The 19,962-nt window shown below is 40.5% G+C and carries 13 protein-coding genes; all 13 read right to left on the bottom strand.

Annotated features, from left to right (window positions below; all coding sequences use genetic code 11):
* Positions 1–130 precede the first annotated feature (130 nt).
* Positions 131–2,971, bottom strand: a complete 2,841-nt coding sequence (locus B5D30_RS00945; RefSeq protein ID WP_078806156.1) for a SpaA isopeptide-forming pilin-related protein — start codon at positions 2,969–2,971, stop codon at positions 131–133.
* 261 nt (positions 2,972–3,232) lie between these two features.
* Positions 3,233–5,092: a SpaH/EbpB family LPXTG-anchored major pilin gene (locus B5D30_RS00940; protein WP_078806155.1), complete on the bottom strand. Its 1,860-nt coding sequence runs from the start codon at positions 5,090–5,092 to the stop codon at positions 3,233–3,235.
* Between the two features lie 262 nt (positions 5,093–5,354).
* Positions 5,355–6,560 carry a pilin N-terminal domain-containing protein gene (locus B5D30_RS00935; protein WP_078806154.1) on the bottom strand — a complete coding sequence of 402 codons (1,206 nt, stop codon included), beginning with the start codon at positions 6,558–6,560 and terminating at the stop codon, positions 5,355–5,357.
* Entirely contained in the window at positions 6,557–7,417 is an 861-nt protein-coding gene (locus tag B5D30_RS00930; protein WP_078806153.1) for a class C sortase, read from the bottom strand. Before B5D30_RS00930 ends, B5D30_RS00935 begins: the two co-directional genes overlap by 4 nt.
* Positions 7,418–7,483: 66 nt before the next feature.
* Positions 7,484–9,199 carry a SpaH/EbpB family LPXTG-anchored major pilin gene (locus B5D30_RS00925; RefSeq protein ID WP_078806152.1) on the bottom strand — a complete coding sequence of 572 codons (1,716 nt, stop codon included), beginning with the start codon at positions 9,197–9,199 and terminating at the stop codon, positions 7,484–7,486.
* A gap of 134 nt (positions 9,200–9,333) precedes the next feature.
* Positions 9,334–14,325, bottom strand: a complete 4,992-nt coding sequence (locus B5D30_RS00920; protein ID WP_078806151.1) for a SpaA isopeptide-forming pilin-related protein — start codon at positions 14,323–14,325, stop codon at positions 9,334–9,336.
* Between the two features lie 280 nt (positions 14,326–14,605).
* Positions 14,606–16,582, bottom strand: a complete 1,977-nt coding sequence (locus B5D30_RS00915; RefSeq protein ID WP_078806150.1) for a hypothetical protein — start codon at positions 16,580–16,582, stop codon at positions 14,606–14,608.
* Positions 16,583–16,609: 27 nt separating this feature from the next.
* Complete coding sequence (locus B5D30_RS00910) at positions 16,610–17,716, bottom strand: WxLIP family cell surface protein (RefSeq protein WP_078806149.1); 1,107 nt, start codon at positions 17,714–17,716, stop codon at positions 16,610–16,612.
* Between the two features lie 73 nt (positions 17,717–17,789).
* On the bottom strand, positions 17,790–18,029 hold the full coding sequence (locus B5D30_RS00905) for a hypothetical protein (RefSeq protein WP_078806148.1): 240 nt from the start codon (positions 18,027–18,029) through the stop codon (positions 17,790–17,792).
* Positions 18,030–18,145: 116 nt separating this feature from the next.
* Positions 18,146–18,784: a hypothetical protein gene (locus tag B5D30_RS00900; RefSeq protein WP_078806147.1), complete on the bottom strand. Its 639-nt coding sequence runs from the start codon at positions 18,782–18,784 to the stop codon at positions 18,146–18,148.
* 63 nt (positions 18,785–18,847) lie between these two features.
* On the bottom strand, positions 18,848–19,423 hold the full coding sequence (locus B5D30_RS00895; RefSeq protein ID WP_078806146.1) for a hypothetical protein: 576 nt from the start codon (positions 19,421–19,423) through the stop codon (positions 18,848–18,850).
* Complete coding sequence (locus tag B5D30_RS14190; protein ID WP_268802083.1) at positions 19,414–19,542, bottom strand: hypothetical protein; 129 nt, start codon at positions 19,540–19,542, stop codon at positions 19,414–19,416. The genes B5D30_RS00895 and B5D30_RS14190 overlap by 10 nt, the downstream gene beginning before the upstream one ends.
* Before the next feature lie 132 nt (positions 19,543–19,674).
* Positions 19,675–19,902: a hypothetical protein gene (locus tag B5D30_RS00890; protein WP_078806145.1), complete on the bottom strand. Its 228-nt coding sequence runs from the start codon at positions 19,900–19,902 to the stop codon at positions 19,675–19,677.
* Positions 19,903–19,962: the final 60 nt, after the last annotated feature.

Genomic DNA, 19,962 nt, shown 5'->3' with positions numbered 1-19,962 from the left:
CACTCGGGAACTTTCGTCCACTCGAAGTCTTTTCTTCGATTGCACTTGGTGAAATCGCAAAAACTTGTTTTCTGCAATTTCACTTCGTAACTGTCGACTACATAGCCGAAACACTATTTTACCACGTCAGCTAGTCAATTTCAAAATTATGCTCATTTTCTTCATTTTTATGTTTGTAAATTAAGAATATGAGTGCCATACCGCTTAGTCCGATTATCATGAAAATCAATGTTCCCATGCCACCTGTTGACGGTAGGAATCCTTTGTGGAAGTTTTCAACGACTTCTGTGTGGTCAATATTAGTCACCGCAAAAGCGTTGGGCATTTCACCTAGCAAATAGCCGTCTGGTGCTTGAAGTTCTTTGATTTCATAGTCGTTGTCAAGTTCCACACCGATAATGTGAATTTCTCCGTTTTCGTCTGTGCGGAAAATTTCTGCGTCTTCTTCACTTGTCACCCATGTTGGATGTTTTTCACTTCCTGTGCCAACGAATTTCAAATAAATTACTTCGTCTTGTTCGTTTTTCCGTTTTACAAGGAATGGTACGTTTTCTAGTGGCATTTTAGAGTCGCCGTCAATTTTTTCAATGGTAAACTGACCTGTACCAATGACCATGTTTTTTGTGTCATCATGAGCTTGGAAGTCGCTATCTGAAAGAGCAATATCTACGAGATAATCAGCATTGTTCAAATAAAATTGTCCGTTGTCCAATGTGTAAGGAATGTGTCCTGTCAAAATAACTTCGATTGACGTTTTCCCTTCTAATTGTGCAAAACTCGTGTTTGGTATAGTAATCAAAGCACTGGTAATGCCAGAGTGGTCTACTGTCGCCGTAATCCCGCTTAGCTCCGCACCTTCTGCTGTTACGCTTGTAATTTCATCAAGTGTGATGTGGTCTGCTCCGTTTTCTGTCAATTCTGGTGTGTCTTTGATTTCTAGTTTGGTATATTTGCTAATGTAGTTTTCGCCGTCCCAGACTTGTGCGTTGATGTCTTCTGGTACTGGTACGGTGATTTTAAAGGTAATCACCTCACCGAAAGCGTAGTCCGTTGACGGATTGTTTGGGCGAGTTATTACTTCTTTTTTGATTTGACTTGTATAGTCTTTTGGATAGAGGTAGACAATATCCATTGGCACACCGTCCTCTGTGAAAGCAGGAAGAGCGGCAACAAGTGGTTGTTCATATTTGAACACGTTGTTGTTCACAAGTGCGTTTTCGCTGTTCATTGTGTCAATTTTCTTTTCTACAATGAGATACACCGCATTTTTTCCTTGGTATTTCGTTGGCAAATCGGCAAATGTCGTGCCGACTTCTTTTGCAGAATGTCCGTCTTGCGTAATGGTGCTACCTGTTGGCAAGAACGTTTTCGCTAAGTTGCCAAGTGTCAATTTTCCTTGTGAATATTCATAAGAAATTTGTTTCGTTGCCATTTCAACCGTCATTCTCTCACTCGTAGAATGACTACGCAATTCTGGAGAAAGATTACTCATATCGCCATTTATCACGTCTGCAACAGTTTTTTTGCGAAGTTGATAGAACCGACTTTCCACGTGATACGCCTCAAACGTTACACCGTCAAGCGTTCCTTGCAACTCTCTGTCTGGCAAACCTGCGTTTTCAATCGCACCTGAGTGGTCGAGCTGTTTTCTTAGGATAAAGCGAGTGTTTTCTGGCAAACCGTCTCCCTCGTTGCCCAAAAGTGCAAAATCGTCTGTATTAGAGAAATCAGATTCCCCCGGGCTAAATGAAACAGATTTTACCATAGCGTTTTCCGCCATTAGCTCGTCTTCTGCTAATTTATCGTACCCGCCGTATTCTACATAGTAAGTTTTTATATTTGTATTATTATAAGCAAAATCATTCCACGGAGCAATGTCACTATACGCAAATTGTAAATATCCCTCGCTCGTCGTGCCATTTGGTTCTGCCTTACCTGTTGCAACTTGTTCCATGGTTATTAGCGTTCTCTCAGGGTCGTTAGGGTCGTTGGGATTTTTTGGGGTTGCGTAAATCGTCCCAGTTCCAGAAGTTCGATACATTGGCTGATTTTTCCTTTGGAAGAAGTCAAACAACTCTCCTGCTACTTTTGGATTGGCATCTGTTTGGTTTGAGTAGGTGGCAAACGTTGCTGCGGAGAAAAAGACATTTCCGTCATCATTTTTGTGATTTTTTCCCTCTGGACCACTTGCCCAGTACCATTTGTTATTACGGGTATCATAAGGAGAAGTTGGAACACTTGCAGTGTCCTCATCTGCGATTTTTTCGCCACCTGCTGTTTTTCTCGCACGTGTACCTCCTAACCAACCTGTCGTTTTGGCAACAGAATAGTAAATATAGTCTTGTTCTTCGGCACTTGTAATCGTCGCAAGATAACCTTTCATTCCGTTATAAGTTTTTGTTTTTGCCTCGTTATATGCTTCATACCAGTTGATTGAAGATGTTTTATCTATTTTTTCATAGTAGTGGTTTACTCCTTGGCTGTCTACGAAGTTTGAGATACTGGTTTTATTGAGTGTTACGCTGAATTTTCCGTACACGACAGCCTCTGGAGTTTTCTTTGTAAAGGTGATACCAGAGAGAAACGTGCGGACATTTTCAGCTGTGGCATTCGTTTCCATAAAGGAAATGCTCGTGTAGCCTCCATTTAGGCTGTCTTTCCGTTTCCAAGAAGTTGCAGGCATTTGAATGTCAAGCGTACCACTTGGGTATTTTAGGCTAATTGAGCCGTATTTTGTGCCGTCACTTTGTGTTTTGACGTTGACCTCACTTACAGAAAATGGGCCGTTGCCACTGTCGCTTGCGTCATGGATAACGTAAGAAACTGGGTTTTTATCGGTCAATTCCACTGCACTCACAGAAATTGGGGATAAGGTGAAAGTTGTAAGTTCACTTACCGTTGCCAATAATAATAGAAGTGCAAGTGTTAAGTTTGTGATTGATTGTTTGGTTTGCTTGATTGTGTTTTTCATCACTTATTCACCCTTTCTATGAGTTTTTTATGGGCTCCTCTAAAAACTCCGCTTAAGACTAAATTAGCTAGTTTTTAGATTTTCGAGGAAATCGACGAAAGCTATGTGGTTCATAGGTTGAGGAGACTGACGAAGAAAATCGGAAAACTAGCAATTTAGGATAAGTGCGAGTTTTTAGAGGTGCCCTTATGTAACGAGTATCATAGTAGAGAAAATCTGTCTGCTATGATACTCGGGAGGATTGCTTTTCTTTGCTATTCTTTACGCTTCAGTCTCGTCTCCGTCTTTATTGTTGCGTTTCCATAGGAATGCTACGAATGCCATTCCTGTGATCCCTACGGCTAACATGATGACAATTCCTTTTCCACCTGTACTTGGAAGTGTTCCTTTGTGGTAGTTTAGAATGTCGTGGTGGAAGTCTCCTTCTTCTTCACCAAGTAAATCTCCTGCAACGTTACTATTTGCCAATGTAGAATTAAATTTTGTAATCCCCGCATCAACTCCTGCTGTGGTAATCACAAATTCATGTCCTGAGGCAAAAGTTTCTAACGGATTGACATAGCCGTCTGGTGCAACAATTTCGGCGTATTTGTAAGTACCGCTTGCAAGACCTTTAATAATTAACAAACCGTCAAAATCCACTTCAATGTCTGTTTCTCTATCTATTGGTGTATAATTGTCAGCATCTATCGCAGTTTCTGGTGCATATATATATACCCCTTCACCGTCATTTCTAAAACTTAATTTTTCGCCAGCACTATTGTAAATATTAAACTTCGCACCAGTTAATGGAGTCAAAGAATCTCCGTCAATTTTGATAAATTGGTAAGCACCTGTTGCAACTTTCGTTGTGTTGTCCGTAAGTTGTGTCGTATCTGCTTTGTAGTATGCGATATTTTCAAGCGGTGTATCTAATTGCATTGTTGTATTTCCTTTCACTTGTAAAGTAATCGTTACACTTTGACCTGCAAAAGAAAGTAAAGCAGATTGTGAGAAGTGCCATTGCACATCTTCAGCATCTTTAAAGTGACCATTATCAGCTGTAATATCAGTTGTAAATGCGTAATCTTTATATTTTCCATCATTTATAGTAGGGGTTAAACCGTTAGAAACCTGAGACTCCATATAAACAAAACCATATGGTATATCATCCCAAACATTTAAACCACTTGCATATTTTGAATCTGCAATATCTGCTGGGATTGGGAAGTCAATCGTATAAGTAAGTGTGTCGCCTACGGATACTTTTTTCACTTCATTGATTGGTTCATCTTGAGGTTCTCCAGTATAAGTATAGCCATTAGAAATTGCTCTTAACGTCTTATACAACTGAGCTTTTTGGTTTTTTGGATAGATGTAAATTTTATGCATGACTGTGCCATTATCTTTAGTAATTGGCAAGGCAATAATCGTTGGAACGGCACTTGTAATCGCCATGCCTTCTGGGCTAGTTGTTTCATAGATTGCGTAAACTGCCCCTTCGTGACCTTCACCTTCGTGACCTTCACTTTTCGTTGGTAATTCCAAACGTGCTAGACCTGTACCACTGTCGCCATTGATTGTTCCATTCTGCACACCTGTTTTGCTACCTGTAAGTTCTGAAACTAGATCACCTCTGTCATTTCCTGCGTCTACTTGTTCATAGTAGTTTGCGATTAGACTAGCTGGGAATTTTTGGAAATAAGCAACTGTCTGTGCATAAGCCGCAGCAGCTGATATACCTTCTCCAGCTTTAAGTCCGCCATCGAGTGCTGAGAGCGGGTGATTATCATCATTATCTACACCTGTATTCGGTTGTCCGTTATCCGTACATCCTTCACGTAATCCATAGTAATAGCTACTTACATCAAAGACTGTAAACCCAGCCCCTGCCAAGTAATTAAATTTATCCATTACACTTGACGGAATGTCGTAATCTTGACCGTCAGAAGTTGGTGTGATTTCTGGAAATGCTGGTGTTTCACCGTCTTTATACACTAATTTATGTATATTGACACGTGTAAAACCATTTTCTGGACTATCATCTGTAATGTTTGCAGATACTGGTGACGTAGCAACTGTGAGTACGAGTGGTGCAAGAATTAAAACGTTTGCAACACTTCCAATAATCTTCTTGTTCATGGTAATATCCTCCTTATTATTGTCTAGCTCCGAGGAGCTTTTCTTTGTTTTCCAGACAGTTATCTGTCTGCCTACATTGTCTTTTTTATTAGAAAAGTTTTCTTTCCTAAACCTTATATTTTAATTATACTCATTAATTTCTCATTTGGTTAAAATACCCAGTTCGAGTTCAAACAAATTAAAATTTTTTAATGAAAGCGGAATCTTGTCATTTTATAAAAAACACTTTGTAGCTTTCCCTCTACAAAGTGTTGATTTAACGCTATTTTTTCTTCTTTTCTCTACTGATGAAATATAAGAAACACATGAAAACTCCTGAGATACAAAGGAGAATACTGCCAAGCTCACCTGTGTCTGGTAGGAATCCTCGTGGCTCGTCCTCATTTACCATGCGAGGTGTTTCGTTGTAGGTGTCCGCTAGTTTCGGAGGAGTGTTCTCGTCTTGTTTCGGTGGAATGGTTTCGTCCTCGATTGGTGGCAATTCTCTGTCGTCCTCTGGCGAGTCTTCTTCGCCCTCGGTTTCTGGCAATTCGCCGTCTGTATTGTAATAAATCGCCTCATCTTCGGAAAACGTCTGAATGTCGCCATTTTCGTCCATGATAGAAATGAGAATTTCCTCATTTGGATTTTCTGGAATCGTTACTTCTACCCCACCGAAATCGTCAAAGAGAATACGAAAATCTTCGGGAGCCTCGACTTCTCGAAACATATACGTTCCAGCTGGGAGTTTGTAGTCGCCTGTGGAAACTCGACCGTTGGTGTCGCTTGTGAAAAATGCGAGAGATTGGTTGAAATTTTCCTTGCTACCAGCGTAATCGTTAAACGTGTCGCCGAGCAATTCCGCCCAGAATGGATCCATTTCCCCCTTAAACTCGTCCGTCCAAGTAAGGTTGCCGTCCGTGCTTTCCTCAAGGTAGAGCGTCCTGTTTCCCTCGTCTTTTGAGAGGACAAATATCGCACCCTCTAACGCTCCAATGTCCTCAAACGTCGCACCAGATAAGCCGTGCTTGTAAAAATGAGCCGAATAGGCGAGCGGGTAGGCTTTCGGATAAAGTTCAACTCTTGAGACTTGTCTGCCCTCCTCGTTGTGAGCAGGGAGTGTGAGCAAAACGGATTGCAATGCCTCCGTTACATTACCACTTTTCTCTTGGGTAAAGAGATACCCTGCACTTCTTCGGTCGTTCAAGTTTTCTAGCTGAACCGTCGCTCTTCCGTTTTCATCTGTGATAAGCGTTGCTACTTCGACTTCTGGCGTGACCAATTTCTCCAGTTCCTCTGCGGTTTCTTCACCCGTGAGAAAGTCTGTTACGTCATAGACAGTCATTTTCACTCCGCTCATCACTTCACCTGCTAGTGATTTCGTGAAAACCGTCACTTCTGTCGTGTCTGCTTTGGCAAATAGATTGCCGAAAAATAGCGAGAGTGTGAAAAATAGTCCTATCACCCAGATTTTTTTCATTCGTTTCATTTTCTTTCCCCCCTTCCTTTTCGATAGTTCCTGATAACGAGGAATAGTACAATAATCAACAACACACACCCGCTACCCAATAATAGAAAAATTCTCGTGTCGGTTTTCTTTTTTTCTTGCTGAATGTTTTCGATTTCTTTCATCATGGTTGGGGTAAATGGGACTCTCTCCCCTGTGATGAGTAGTCGGTGGCTATTGATACCAATTGGCACACACGTTACAAGTGTCGTTAAATCTCTATTTTTATCAAGCAATACTTTTTGCGATTGGTCTGGTGTGACTTTTTTTTGCTCGAAAATTTTGTAGGCGTAGTATTCGTTTGCGATTTTGTATAAAATCAAGTCGCCAACTTTTAGTTTCGGTACTTCGTTGAAAAGTCGTGCGTGCGGAATACCAGAGTGTCCTGCAACAATCGAGTGTTTTCCGACACCTCCTGTCAAATCGCTACTCGTTGCTAACCACGTTGCCCCACGCTGTAAAAATTGTTCGCTACTATTGTCAAAAATCGGGAGCGAATGTTTGATTGTGGGGAGGTAAATTTCACCGATAACGTGCTTGGCATAAATAGGTATCGTAATCGGGTCATAAGAGAGTTCATGCAAACTTTCAGCAGAATACGGGTCTTGAAGTGCTTTTTGTCTGGCAACTTCTTGCCGTTGTTTCATCTGCTCGCTTAACTTCTCTGCCGTTTTCTCCTCTACGTGTTTGTTGGTGAGAATTTCGTCCACCATTCTGTCGTTTAACGCATTCATCACGTGAGGATAGGAAAATATCCCAACGGCACCAGCAAGCGTTAGCACAAAGCCGAGAGTGAGGAGAAATTCTAATTTTTTATAAGTGGTTGGCTTTAATTTCATGGTCTCACTCCTTTTTAGCTCTACGATAATTCTTATGTATGAGGGGGAATCCCCCCTCTTTATTATTTATTTGTTTTCATCTTCCACTTTTGCGAGTGCTTTTACTTTGCGTTTCATCATGAAGAATACTGCTGAAATGCCAAGTAGAGAGAGACTTGCGACAGTGAATACAATGAATCCTTTGCCCCCTGTGGTTGGGAGAACTGTTTCGGAGACGTTGTAGATGTTGTGGAAACCGTCCACATAATTGCCAGATTCAGATAACTCTCCAAAACGATCATAACTTTGAAATTCTAGTTGTTCTTTTGTCATTGGTCTAAACTCGATTGGTGTAGTATCTAAACGATAACCAGCTGGGGCATTTGTTTCAGTTATTGTGTAAGTGACATCTGCATCTAGTCCTTTGATTATCAACTCACCATTTTCATTTACAGAAAGCGTTGGTACGCCGCTTTCAGTTGAGTCTGCCACGTGGTAAACTCCAGCTGTTTCCTCTACAAAACTAAGTTCTTCCTCGCCACCTACCTCATTTAACACACTTATTTTAAATGTTGCACCTGCAAGGGGAGCACCTGTTACGCTATCGTTCTTTTTAAATTTATACATCTGCGTAAAACTTTCTACTTCGTCTTCCCCCGGAACAATGACTGTATCGTCATCTTGCCATACGCTATAACGTGTTTTATTTTTGATTGATTCGTTCACATCTGCCTCATGGTTAATATGCCCATCAACAGAAACAGTAATCGTTGCTCCTGCTAAGTCTTCCCATTTAATAGCTGAAGGTGAGGTTACTTTGTCTGGATTGTATTCAAAGACAAATCCTGCTGTTGCTCTCCCGTTTCCAATCAAAGGTTCAGAGTAAAGCTCAGGGAATGAGAGTACATCAAAATCAGCGTAGTTATCATCTCTTGCTTGAGACCCTATCCATGTTCCTTTTTCTCCCTCAATCTTTTCAATTGTCATCCTATCAACTGTAAGCCCAACCCCCGGAATATCAACCACATCTATTATTCTATATTTATAATGCCCATTTGCTAATTTTGTTCCAACATCATTTGGCACTTTGAATTTAATCGTATAATATATTCCTTTGCCAATTTGCACATTTTTGTAAGGAGAGTTTTCAGTACCGTCACCTAAAACCTTCTCAATTCCCCCCACTTCATTTTTCGGATATAATTTAATCGTTTCAAGTTTCGTTGTTCCGTCATCTCCATACATTGGAAGTGCGACAATGGTTGGCACGCTACCAACGACCATTGTTGCGGTTTCCCATTCTTCAACACTAATATTGTTTGGTGGTGGTGTAGTTTCTAGCACTGCATAAATTGCATCTTTTCCGCCACTTGTTTCTGGAATGTTAGGGATTGTAACCACTCCATGTTCTGGTTCTGTTGGACCACTTTCACTACCTACGACACTCCCACGAGCTTTAATTTCTGTGTTGTTTTCTAGTTTCAACATTGCTACATATGCTTCATACACTTCCGCTCTTTTTGCTCCGCTGTGTGCGTCCAAATACGTTTGCATATAACTACCATAAAAATCACTTGTCAAGTCCACCACGGTAAATTTTGCACCTGCCATTGGTTTTGAAACATCTAAACCGCTTGGCTCTTCATATCCATTGTTGTCATAATTCGGTGCTGACGCATTTTCGACTTTGTGAATTTCAAAGGCAACATCGGCAAAAGTTTTCGTTGGCAAAAAAATCATTGCCATGAATAAACATACCGCCACAACGCTCACAAGTCCTAATTTTTTTTGTTGGTTATTCATAATAAACGCCCTCCTTATTCTAGCTACAAGGGGCAGGAGTTTAGAACTCCATACCACCTTCTACGCTATCTTTGTGTTATGTATCGGGGCATAAAGCCTATGCCCCTATACATTTCCGTCAATTTCCGCTACTTTCATCTTTTGAGTCGTACTTCACTTAGCCTTATCCATTTCCGCAAGCGATACAATACAACGGACAACGCAAGCATGATACTTGTCGCAACCATTATCCACTTCAAGCCATTGCCTCCTGTTTCTGGGAGGAATAAACTTCGTTGATACGTATTGTAAACGTCGAGATATTCGCTTTTGAATGTTTCTTCGTCCACTTCAAAACTAACTGAAGTTAAAGCTGTATAATCCTCAGCACTTGATAAAAACTCATCCATGATATTGTTTTCGTCCTTATCATATACTGCTGTTTCTTTGATGAAATATTGATACTCCATACCATTTACATCCTTTTTACTGAGTAAACCACTTGCCCACTTCCAACTGTTTTCCTTGTTCAAGGTAATCGTTTGGATATAGTGATAGCCACTTTCTTCTGTTTTGCGGAACAATTCTAGTGTAATGTGGCTTACATAGTTGTCTGGTGTGGCGATGAAGAATTTTTCAAAGCCAACTTTGACATAATCGTCCTCGCTTTTCGGTGTGAGAACATTTTTCAACCCAATCAAGAAATTGCCGTTGCTATCTGTCACCAGTCGATTGTCGGTGTCAAATAGGTCGTGGTTTTCGTCAAGCAAATTATCCAACATTCCCTCTGTTGTGAAATTCACAAGAATGGACTTGCCATTTCGGCTGTCGATAATGTCTACTTCTTTTGCCACGTAGCGATAAAGCACCCCGTCATCTGTCTTGACTGGAAGATTTTCGATTACTTCCTTAAAGGAGTTTTCATGTGTCAACTCAAGTGAGGCGATTTTTCTATCAAGTGTAAACGTGCCAAGTGAGGTTTCCACTTCTCGAAGTACATCTACTTTCACCACGTAAAACTCTAAATCGTCCTCATTGACAAGAATATTGTCATTAGTGAAATCCCACGTTTTTTCAATCGTAAGCGGACGTTTTTCGTAATCGTTTTGCACGTTTAGGGTAAATTCCCCATTCTCCGTGCTAAAACTTGCAAAGGAGTTCTCTTTTGCGTTGCCCACTTCATCAGTTGTGTAGAAATTCGGCATTTCCTCAAGCGACATTTGTCTGAAGTAAATTGGCTCACTCAATTTTTGATAACCGACTGGAGCTTTTAGCTCAACCAAGCGATAAAGCCCGTTGGTTAATCCTGCACGTGTGATTGTCTCATTCACATCAAAGGCACCAAGTGCATTGGTTGGGTAAATGGATTGCCACGTGTCTCCCATTTTCTTCTCTAACATGAAAGAGGCACCTGCTAATAAATCACCTTTTGCGTTTTTCTTCGCAAACGTCAACTCATGATTGTACCCACTTCCCTCGCCACTACTTTCAGACCACGGTTTTTCTACTTGTCCGCCAACTTTTGCCTCTTCAGCATCTCGCAAGTTTATACCGAGATAGTTGTACAAATGATTGTCTCCTGCTGGCAATTTATCCCCGTCTATTTTCACTGCGTAGTCAATGATAAACGTACGGTCATCTCGTGGTTCTTCATTTGTGTACGCACGGTTTTCACCAAAGAGAATTTGCCAAGGCTCTCTTGGGCGACTAGTCATATTGAGCAATGTGTCTGCGTTGAATTGACCAGCAATTGGACTATATGACCCACCATAATCCCATGCTAAATTTGCTGGAATATCTGCAAGTGTATGAAAATCGTCTTCTACTATTTTCGGTCTACCATTGACATCTAACTGATTAAAATCCCAGTAGCGAATGATTTTTCCGTATTCATCTGGAAGAGTATAATCTCCATGATTCCCTCCCATAGTCGCTATAATATGTGACGGAATTTGCAAATAGTCTACTCCAGCCGTCAACAATTTCCCTTTGATGAGTTGACCTGTCACATCTCTAACTCCCTCATAAACTTTCAAAATCGGCTCGCCGTCTGCTCCTTTAATCAAGCTCATCGCCGTCTTATCTGTCGCATCACTTACGAGCAACTGCTGGAATTTGAAATTATTTGGATTGACAACGACCGTATAAAAGCCTAGATTGCTCTCTTCTCCCTCTCCTGCAGTCATGGTTTTTGTGTAAAGTGAACCATTTCTATCAAATTGCACTTCACCTGTTGAGGCTGTCATGTCGCTTTGATTCGGAGTGGTAAGTTTCGCTGTGTTTTGAAATTTTCCGTTCAACAATGGGTCTTTTGAATAAGCTGTTTCATGAGACAAACTCATCAAGAAAACAATGTTGAGCGTTTTGTCATGTGTTTTCAAAAAATTGATTTTGAGCAATTTTGTCTCTTCGTTGTAGTCAATTTCGTAATCTATCCCCTCTTTGAAAATCGTATTGGCAGGGTCTTTTTGTTCCGTGCCATTTGTGTGAAGATAGTTGCGACCATTGTCTGAAACTTCTTTGCTTTCATAAATGCGGATACTATTTTTTATCAACTCAAATGTCGTTTCTTCCACCTCTCCTACTTCCAGATGAGAAAGGTCGTCTGTGAATACCGTTCCTGCTGGCAAAGTAGAGTGGAATGGATTGAACGTTGTGGTGAACGCTACGACTGGTTTTTTCGTGTAACCATTTGCAATAACAGAGCTATCCTCACTTGAAAATCCTTTATAAATCCCCTCAACGTCTGATTGATCCGCAGAAATATACCCACCATTGTATTTGAGGTAGTAGAACAATTTGAGTGAGGCTTTATATCCGCTATCTGATTGACCAAGCCGAAGTGTTTCCCAAGAGGATAAATCTCGTCCTGCTGGGAGTAAGACTGCTTGTTTTACCCCATTACTGTCGTTATACATATCAAGCCATGAAAACCACGTGATTCCTACATCTCTTTGAGAAAACTCACCATTTTCTCCCCACCGACCTTCTACACCATTGAACGAATGTAAATCTGGGTTAAGGAACGGATTGTATGGATCATTGTGCGTACTGTCATAAGTAAAATCATAAAACTTATCCGCACCTTGCCATTTATAGATTTCACCCTCTTGCCACCATAGCCCGAGACTATCTTTCCAATCATTAATTTCCTCATTTGTCATATCCCAAGAACGAAGATACCCTTTGTTTTCCATAATATGCTCTTTTGTTTCAAAGGTAACTTCTACTTGACTGCTGAGACTTTCTTTATAACTTCCTAAGAATTCAATGACAAAGCCACTCTTGAAGTCAAGTCCGCTATAAAGCGTACTACCGTCTGGCAAAAGCAAATGTTCATCATCTAAGTTTTTATAGCTCAACGTATAATCAATCCCACGTCTTAAAACAGTGTTTGAAGGTACAAGTTTCACGACAAGCGTATCTTCGATTAATTCACGTTTAAAATATATCCATTTGTATTTGTTGTAAAAAATACTATTTAATTCATCTGGATGTGAGTTCATCAAATCTTCACGATACACAATATAGTTGTCAATGATTTTGCCATTTTTTACATTGTTCACCCCTTGCGTATTGTAATTAATCCGCCAAGCCATTGTTTGTTTTTCAGAATTACTATTTACGCCATTTTTCGTCACACCAAAATCCGTTGTCGGTGTAATGTAGCCTCCGTCTTGATCGCTAAAATCTGCGTAAGTCGCTTGGTTTCCTAGGTGAATCGTTTTGCCATTGTACCAACTTTGAGCTTGCGTTTTCGTGAATTTTGAAACGTATTTTATTTCATACCCACGTCTTGCATAGTTTGGTGCAACAGGTGGTGTTATGGTCATTTTCGTATCACTATTTGCAAAGCTAACCGTAAAGTTTTTCTGTGCGGCACTTTGATTGTCACAAGCATTAATCACAACAGAGCTTGTCACGTATTTGTGAGTACCTGCCTCACTTGGGCTAATGGTGAGCATATCTTCGATTGGATTATTTTTGCTAAAGTCAATCGGATAGTACACTTTTATCGTCCAATAAATGAGTGCATAGTCGTAATCACTCTTTGTGCTAGGCGTGCCGTTACTTAGGAAATATTCGATTTTCTCTGTGCCATTTTGTTTGTCTATCTCTTTTGAAAACTCACTATGCACAAGGTCAAATTCGCCTTCGACTTCTTCTTTGCTCTCATTTTGTTTGCTTGTAAAACTTGCTTTGTTTCTTATCTTGGTCACATCATCATCTGTAATATGCGTTTTGACCACGACTTTATAGGCGGTAGATTTTAGCGTATTTTTTGGCAAAATCGTCCATGAGACTTCCCCATTTGTGACTTCTTGCGTATAATTGCTACTTTCTAACTCGCTCCAATCGTTTTCATTTTTTTCTTTTTTGTAAAGTGTGGCACGAACAAAATCTTGGTTATTGCCAAATGTGTCGTAAATGACAACGTTGCTCAATGCTTGATGTCCGCTACTTCCGTCATTTACCTTAATTTCCCATGTCATTTCCCCAGTGTCTTTGTTGTACTCCAAGCCTTTTTTCTGAATTTTTGCCTCACCGTCCTCTTTCGAGTGAATGACGATTTCATCTCCTCCGACTTGGCTCAAGTCAATCACGACATCTTCATCACTATTTTCAAAACGGAATTGCGTTTGAATGGAGAGTTTCCCTGCGATACCGTCATAATTTAGCACATTGACATTCCAATGAATTTCAATCTTGTGATCACTTGAAATGGTATAGGTGGCAAATGTAACATTGGAAAGATTGCCTTGTCCTTTGATAACTCCCGTCATACCAGTCGCTGGCACGTAAAAACAACTTGGTAAATTTTCTAACACCGTAGGATTCGAGAGAATGCTTACATTTAAATCATCTGCCAACGACCAATTAATCGTCAAACGAACATTTGCATTTTCTGCTACTTCACTGCCGTTGGATACATTGGTATAGTTTCCGTCGCCGTTGAGGTCGACTTGAAGTTGACTGCCTGTAATCGAAAACGCTCCGTTTGAGTTGTTTGTTACTTCTAATGGCTCATTTTCATTGGCGAAAATATCCATTGGTTTGAGGATAAATGTGAACATTTGTGGAAAAAGCATACAAATAATCACCCAAAGATAGAGAAATCTATGTGATTTATGAACTCTCGTTTTCATGGTATCACCTCCCACACTCTACAAACTCGCAATTTATGCAAGAAACCTATTTTTAATCTACCTTTTTTTCTTCATCTTTTCTTCACCTTTTATCAATTTTTATCTAATTCAATTTTAATTCTTTACTTATAAATTTGCAATTAAAAACTAGCGATTTGTCTAAAAAAATTTTATCTATGTAAAGGGCACGAGTGTCGTTATTATAAAATCAGACTAAGACAAACTCCAATTTACAAATTTCTACGAGGAATTTGTCTTAGCCTGTTAGGAGGACCGTTGTTTATTCGATACTATCAGTAAGTGTCCAGTCAACTCTGCCTTTATATTCGCCCGCAAACATATTCACGGTTAACTGCGGGATAACTCCGTGCATGGCGTCATAGGTGACTGTTTTATCCGTGTTGTATTTTCCTTGCGACAGTATCTCGCTGTTACTTGAAAGACTCCATTCGGAAAGCTCCATTACTTCGCCTTCCATTTCGCCATATTGTTCTACCCATTTGAGTGGTGCCATTGTGAAATTATGCACCTTATCAACAAGTGGGGTCGCACTTGCGGTAATTTGCCAATTGACATTGCCTGAGACTCCGTCATCTCGAATGGTAAATTTCATGAAATTATTTTCTGGTTCGGGGTCGTTTCTCGGAGCAAAATAACTGCCGTTCATCGTTGGTGCCAAATGCCACACATCAGCAAGCGAATAACGCCATGTCATATCACCCGGTTTTTCTGCCCACCACATACCAGCTTTTTTAAAGAAAATCGCTTTAGCATCTTTAAATTGTGAAAGAACGGCTTTGTCGTTTTCATCTTTGACTGGAATCAGATCATTTGCCACCCTGAAATCAGCTCCCATAGTCGTTTCATGGTCGACCGCACGCACCATTGCACTCAAATCTTTTTCCAAAATCAAACCGTCTTGACCTATCACGTCACTTCCCTCATCACTCGTACTATCTGTTGATTCGTCTGGTGTAGTAGAAGAATACGCATAAGCTGCCATGTTTGCAGAACAGACAATTTTGAGATTGTTGTATTGACGATAATCACCAAAAAGTGAATTATTTTTACTGCTACGAAACGCTGCAAATCGAGGATTATTTAGGTAAATGAAAAACTTATTCGCAACAGGACTACCAGAAAAGAGTCGTCCATTATTTCTTTCCCAATCAATATAGCTATTTTCTTCTGCGGTAATGGTAGAGCCGTTATTCGATCTCGTGCGATTAATAAAATTCCAGTTTAACCCTCCTTTTGTGAGAAAAGTACCTGTACTTCCTACGGTCATTTGAAAACTTTTGTTGCTACCGCTCATAAACCCTCTCTTACCGCCTGTAAAATCCATATTGAGCGTGCCGTCAATTTGCCAAATGGTATCCGCACTTTCGCCAGCATAAAATCCTCCGCTACTTCCATTGTCTGAAAAATTCAATGTTGCCCCCTCTGCAACGGTGAGCTTGATTGGATTTGTAGAACTTGCATCATCAGGTTTGATGATGTTCGCACCAGAATTATTATTGCGAATGACAATATTTGTCGTGCCACTTAGCACTTCGTATTGAGAAATGCCCTCGCTTAACTCTTGAGCTCCGCTTGCTCCGTTTGGATAGATGATATTATTGTTCCCTTTAAATCGAACGACATTTGGAGAAGTCGCATCTCCTCCTGTTGCATAGAGCATTTGACCGTAACGAGCGGCGACATAATTCACGTTTTCATACGTGATCGTTATCCCTTTTCTGCCGCTACAAAAGAACATACCATACCAATTATGTGTGATATATGGAGCATTTTTATCGCTTGCCATTTTCACATCCTCTGGATTGGTTATTCCCACTGGAATTTCCACTGAATTGTCGACATTCCCGACATTCATATTTTTAAACGTAATACTGATATAGCTACCACTCGGAAGAAAGGTAGAGTAGTCACCTCCGTCTCCAAACGTATAAGTATAACCGTCTCCGTCAACAACCAAGGTGCTAGGATTCTCCGCCGTTCCTCCAATCAAGCGATAGTCATTGTTATTCCCTGCATAATAAACATTATTTTTCAAAATAAATGTTTTCGGCACTGACGTTATCGCAGGTTTCGTTTCACTTGTCGCTCCTCCGCTAAAGACCGTTATCGCGTCCCTTATATCCTGTGCTGTTCTTATCTCCGCTCGCCCTAATTCATCTACCGTGTACCCGCTCACCTTCCACGCTCCCAAAAAGACTAGAAGGGACAAGTAGATTATCCATGCTATTTTTTTCATCTCTCACACCTCTCTCATAAACACGTTTTAACTTTCCCCACGTCTTAGCTCTCTTTCTCTTTTCCGCTGTTCGATTTCTCTTAACTCACGTGCAATCTCGTTTTCTACTTCCTCATTTTTCTTCCGTTTTTTTCCTATGATAAAAAGAATGCCTCCTACTATACAAATCGCACTTGCTACACCTATAATGCCGAACAATAGCGGATTTGTAATCGTTGGTTTTCTGTTGGTCATCGCCAAACCGCCTGCTTGTGCCTCATATTTTTCTATTTCTTTCACTGTCACGTCAAAATCTTTTGTCAACACCCATTCACGTTTGTCTGGCAATGTAGCGGTGATTTTCATTTGATAATGCCCGCTTTTTAGCTCTCCTGTGATAAATTTCATTGGATAAGTGAACGTTGTATTCGGAGCAATCATGGCATTTCCTTGTTTTTGTTCTTTGACAATTTTGTTTGTCGTTTTGTCTGTCATGGTTGCTTTCCATGTAAGCGGTGAGAGATTAATGGCAGTTGGATTGGTAATCGTAGAATTTACCGTAATACTGCCGTTTGCTTGTGAAACTTCTACTTTGTTCAATGTCAATTCTGGCTTGATTTTCGTATCATTTTCACTAATGCAAACACCGTTGACATAGCTAATCGTGTTGACATAGCCTGATTGTTTCTTTTCCTCATCAGTCAATTCTCTACTCGTATGAATCCCGCCTAGAATAATACCGTCAAATTCTTCAGCTGGCATTTTGATTTCAATTTCAATTCGTTTGCTTTGTTTCGGCGGAACTTTCACCGTTGGCGTTTTCACTTTGGCAATCGTTTGAAACGGATATTTCATGCTTGCGTCTGTTTTCGGATTGGGTACGTTGTAACTAATATTCACCGTACTACTCGTCAAAGCAGGGTTGGCTGAGATGTAAAACGTATTTTCCGTTTCCGACATATTGTTAATAGAAAGAAAAATAGACGTTACTTGATTCGGTTTCAACCGCAAATCAAAGTATGATTTTTCCTTGTCTCGCTGAAATTCTGAGATTTCAGTGTTTACGCTATAATCTTGTTCCAAGGCTTTCATGTGTGTCGGGTGGAAAAAGAGCATAGCAAGAAATAGTGCGATAAATACATTTGTTTTTTTCATTGTCCTAGTCCTCCTTGGTGCTGTTGTATTTTATTATCTTATCTTCTCTTCTCCTCCTCTTTTACGTTGTCATTTATGCTGATTTGCTTTGTATTTCTACTTCACTTCCTATCTTTTCCACACTCATCATACCTATCCTCATGTATTCCTCACCTTTGCAGGCTAGGAGGATTTTTAGGTTTTGGTTGGCTTGAATAATGGCTTCTTTCATTTCTTCATTGTCGCCAATCCCTTCTGTTTCAACGGTGAATGTGTATGCCTCACTTCCTGAGTGTCTTACTACGAGCATTTCTATTTTCCATGTGGTAATCATGTGAATCTCCTCCTTCTTTTCGTTGTGCCTTGTTGGCGAGGTTTTTGAGAGGTTTTTGGATTTCTCTACTTCCTTTATGTAGCGGACAAGGTTTCCCTTGTCCGAGGTTTCTCACGTTATGGAGTTTGTGGTGGTTGTCCGTCCATTAGTGAGTATTTGACTTGACCGTGGTAACGACCTGCTGTGCTGGATTCTGTTACACCAACATGAAGTGAGCAAGAAATCGCTCCAGTTGTATGCAAACCTCCTGCTGTTGCTCCATTTGTTGAAAGAATGACAGGAGCATCTTCTGGTTCTACAAGAAATTCGATTGCTCCACCTGTCCCTACGATTTTTGGATCAGTCACACCAGCAATAGCAGTAGATTCATCTGCAATATTTACCATAAAACTTGTAACTGGTAATGTTTCTGTACCATTCAATTTCATTGGTGTTGCATAACCTGTTACATAGTACCCTGTTGCACTACCACGCAAATCACGAACTTTGATTGTCCCTGAACCACCTGTTGCAGCAAGAATTGGTGTTATGGGGTCTAAATTAACAATTTGTGCTTCTGAGCTAATGGCAAGATCGCCAAAATCAGCTGGTGCACCATTGTAAAGCGTAATACCGCCAGAACCAACCATGGTAATACTTGTATTAGATGATCCTTGATTATCAATTACATCACCGTCAGCTGCGTGAGCAACTGTTGCAAACATCATTGCACCAAGCAATGTGCCTCCTACTACTAACCATTTGTTCGTTTTCATTTTTCTATTCCTTTCTATTTTTAGTTTTAATTTCAATTCTTCTCCTACAACGACGTTTCCCTACTATTCGATACTGTTTACTACTTGCCATGTCGTGAGAATGGTATAATCACCCACATCTAAATCTTTGCCCAAATATAGCTCTAGGCTTCCCACTTCCCAGACAAGTCGGTAATCACTTTCGCTCCCCCCTTTCAATGCCAATATTTCTTGAAAGTCGCTGCCCTTTGGGTTTGAGCTATATTTTCGTGTGGAAATTCTCGCCTCGTCTACACTTGCTCCGTTGCCAAATACATAGGCGTAAGATCCGTCTATCGTATAAATACTTAGCGGATAGGTTTTCCCTTTGTTTTCCTGTGCAATTTCGGCTTTTACTGAAACTTTCCACGTGGAGCGTTTTTCATCACGTTCATCACGTATGCGAACTTCCAGCGGAGTTTTGTTGTAAATTACTGTGCCTAATTCCTTGTTTGTGACGGTACCAAAGTCAACGTCTGATATACTGGCAAAGTAGATACCCCCCACTAAATTCAGCTCTGTTTCTATGCTCCCATTTTCCACTGCAAAACTTGTAGTAAACGGACACATTGACAGAACACCGAATATAGCTAAAAGGTAGCTCTTACGCATTACACCCATGCTCTATACGCCTCCCTCCTTGTGCTACGAGGGACTGAAGTTTGGTGGATGTTCGCAACAGCACTGGAAACTAGCGTTTCCAGCAAGTAAATGCTGTGGCTCACTGCCACAAACTTCAAACCGCCCCGCTCGCTTTTCTTTGTCTAGCTACGAGGGGCTGAAGTTTGGTGGCTGTTCGCAACAGCACTGGAAACTTTGGTTTCCAGCAAGTAAATGCTGTGGCTCACTGCCACAAACTTCAAACCGCCCCTCTACGCTTTTCTTTTATGGAGCAAGAGAAAATATAGACTAAGCAACACAATGCACGTGCCTAGAAAACAAGCGAGAAAAGAAATACTTTCATTCATGCTTGGCATGATTTCCTTTGGCATGAAAGAATACGTCTCTGTTGTCGTAGGAATCGGCTCCTCTGTGATGTGAAACGTGTTTTTTGAGGTCATTGTGTTTGCCTGAAAAAATGTAACTTGATTAATATTCATTTTCTCATCACCTCCTTTAAATTAGTGTGACTAGGGTGTGTTATACCAAATCTACATCTT

This window comes from Pilibacter termitis (assembly GCF_900167335.1).
Classification (GTDB): domain Bacteria; phylum Bacillota; class Bacilli; order Lactobacillales; family Streptococcaceae; genus Pilibacter; species Pilibacter termitis.
The sequence above is the reverse complement of the archived record's forward strand: the minus strand, read 5'-3'. Positions and strand labels throughout refer to the sequence as shown.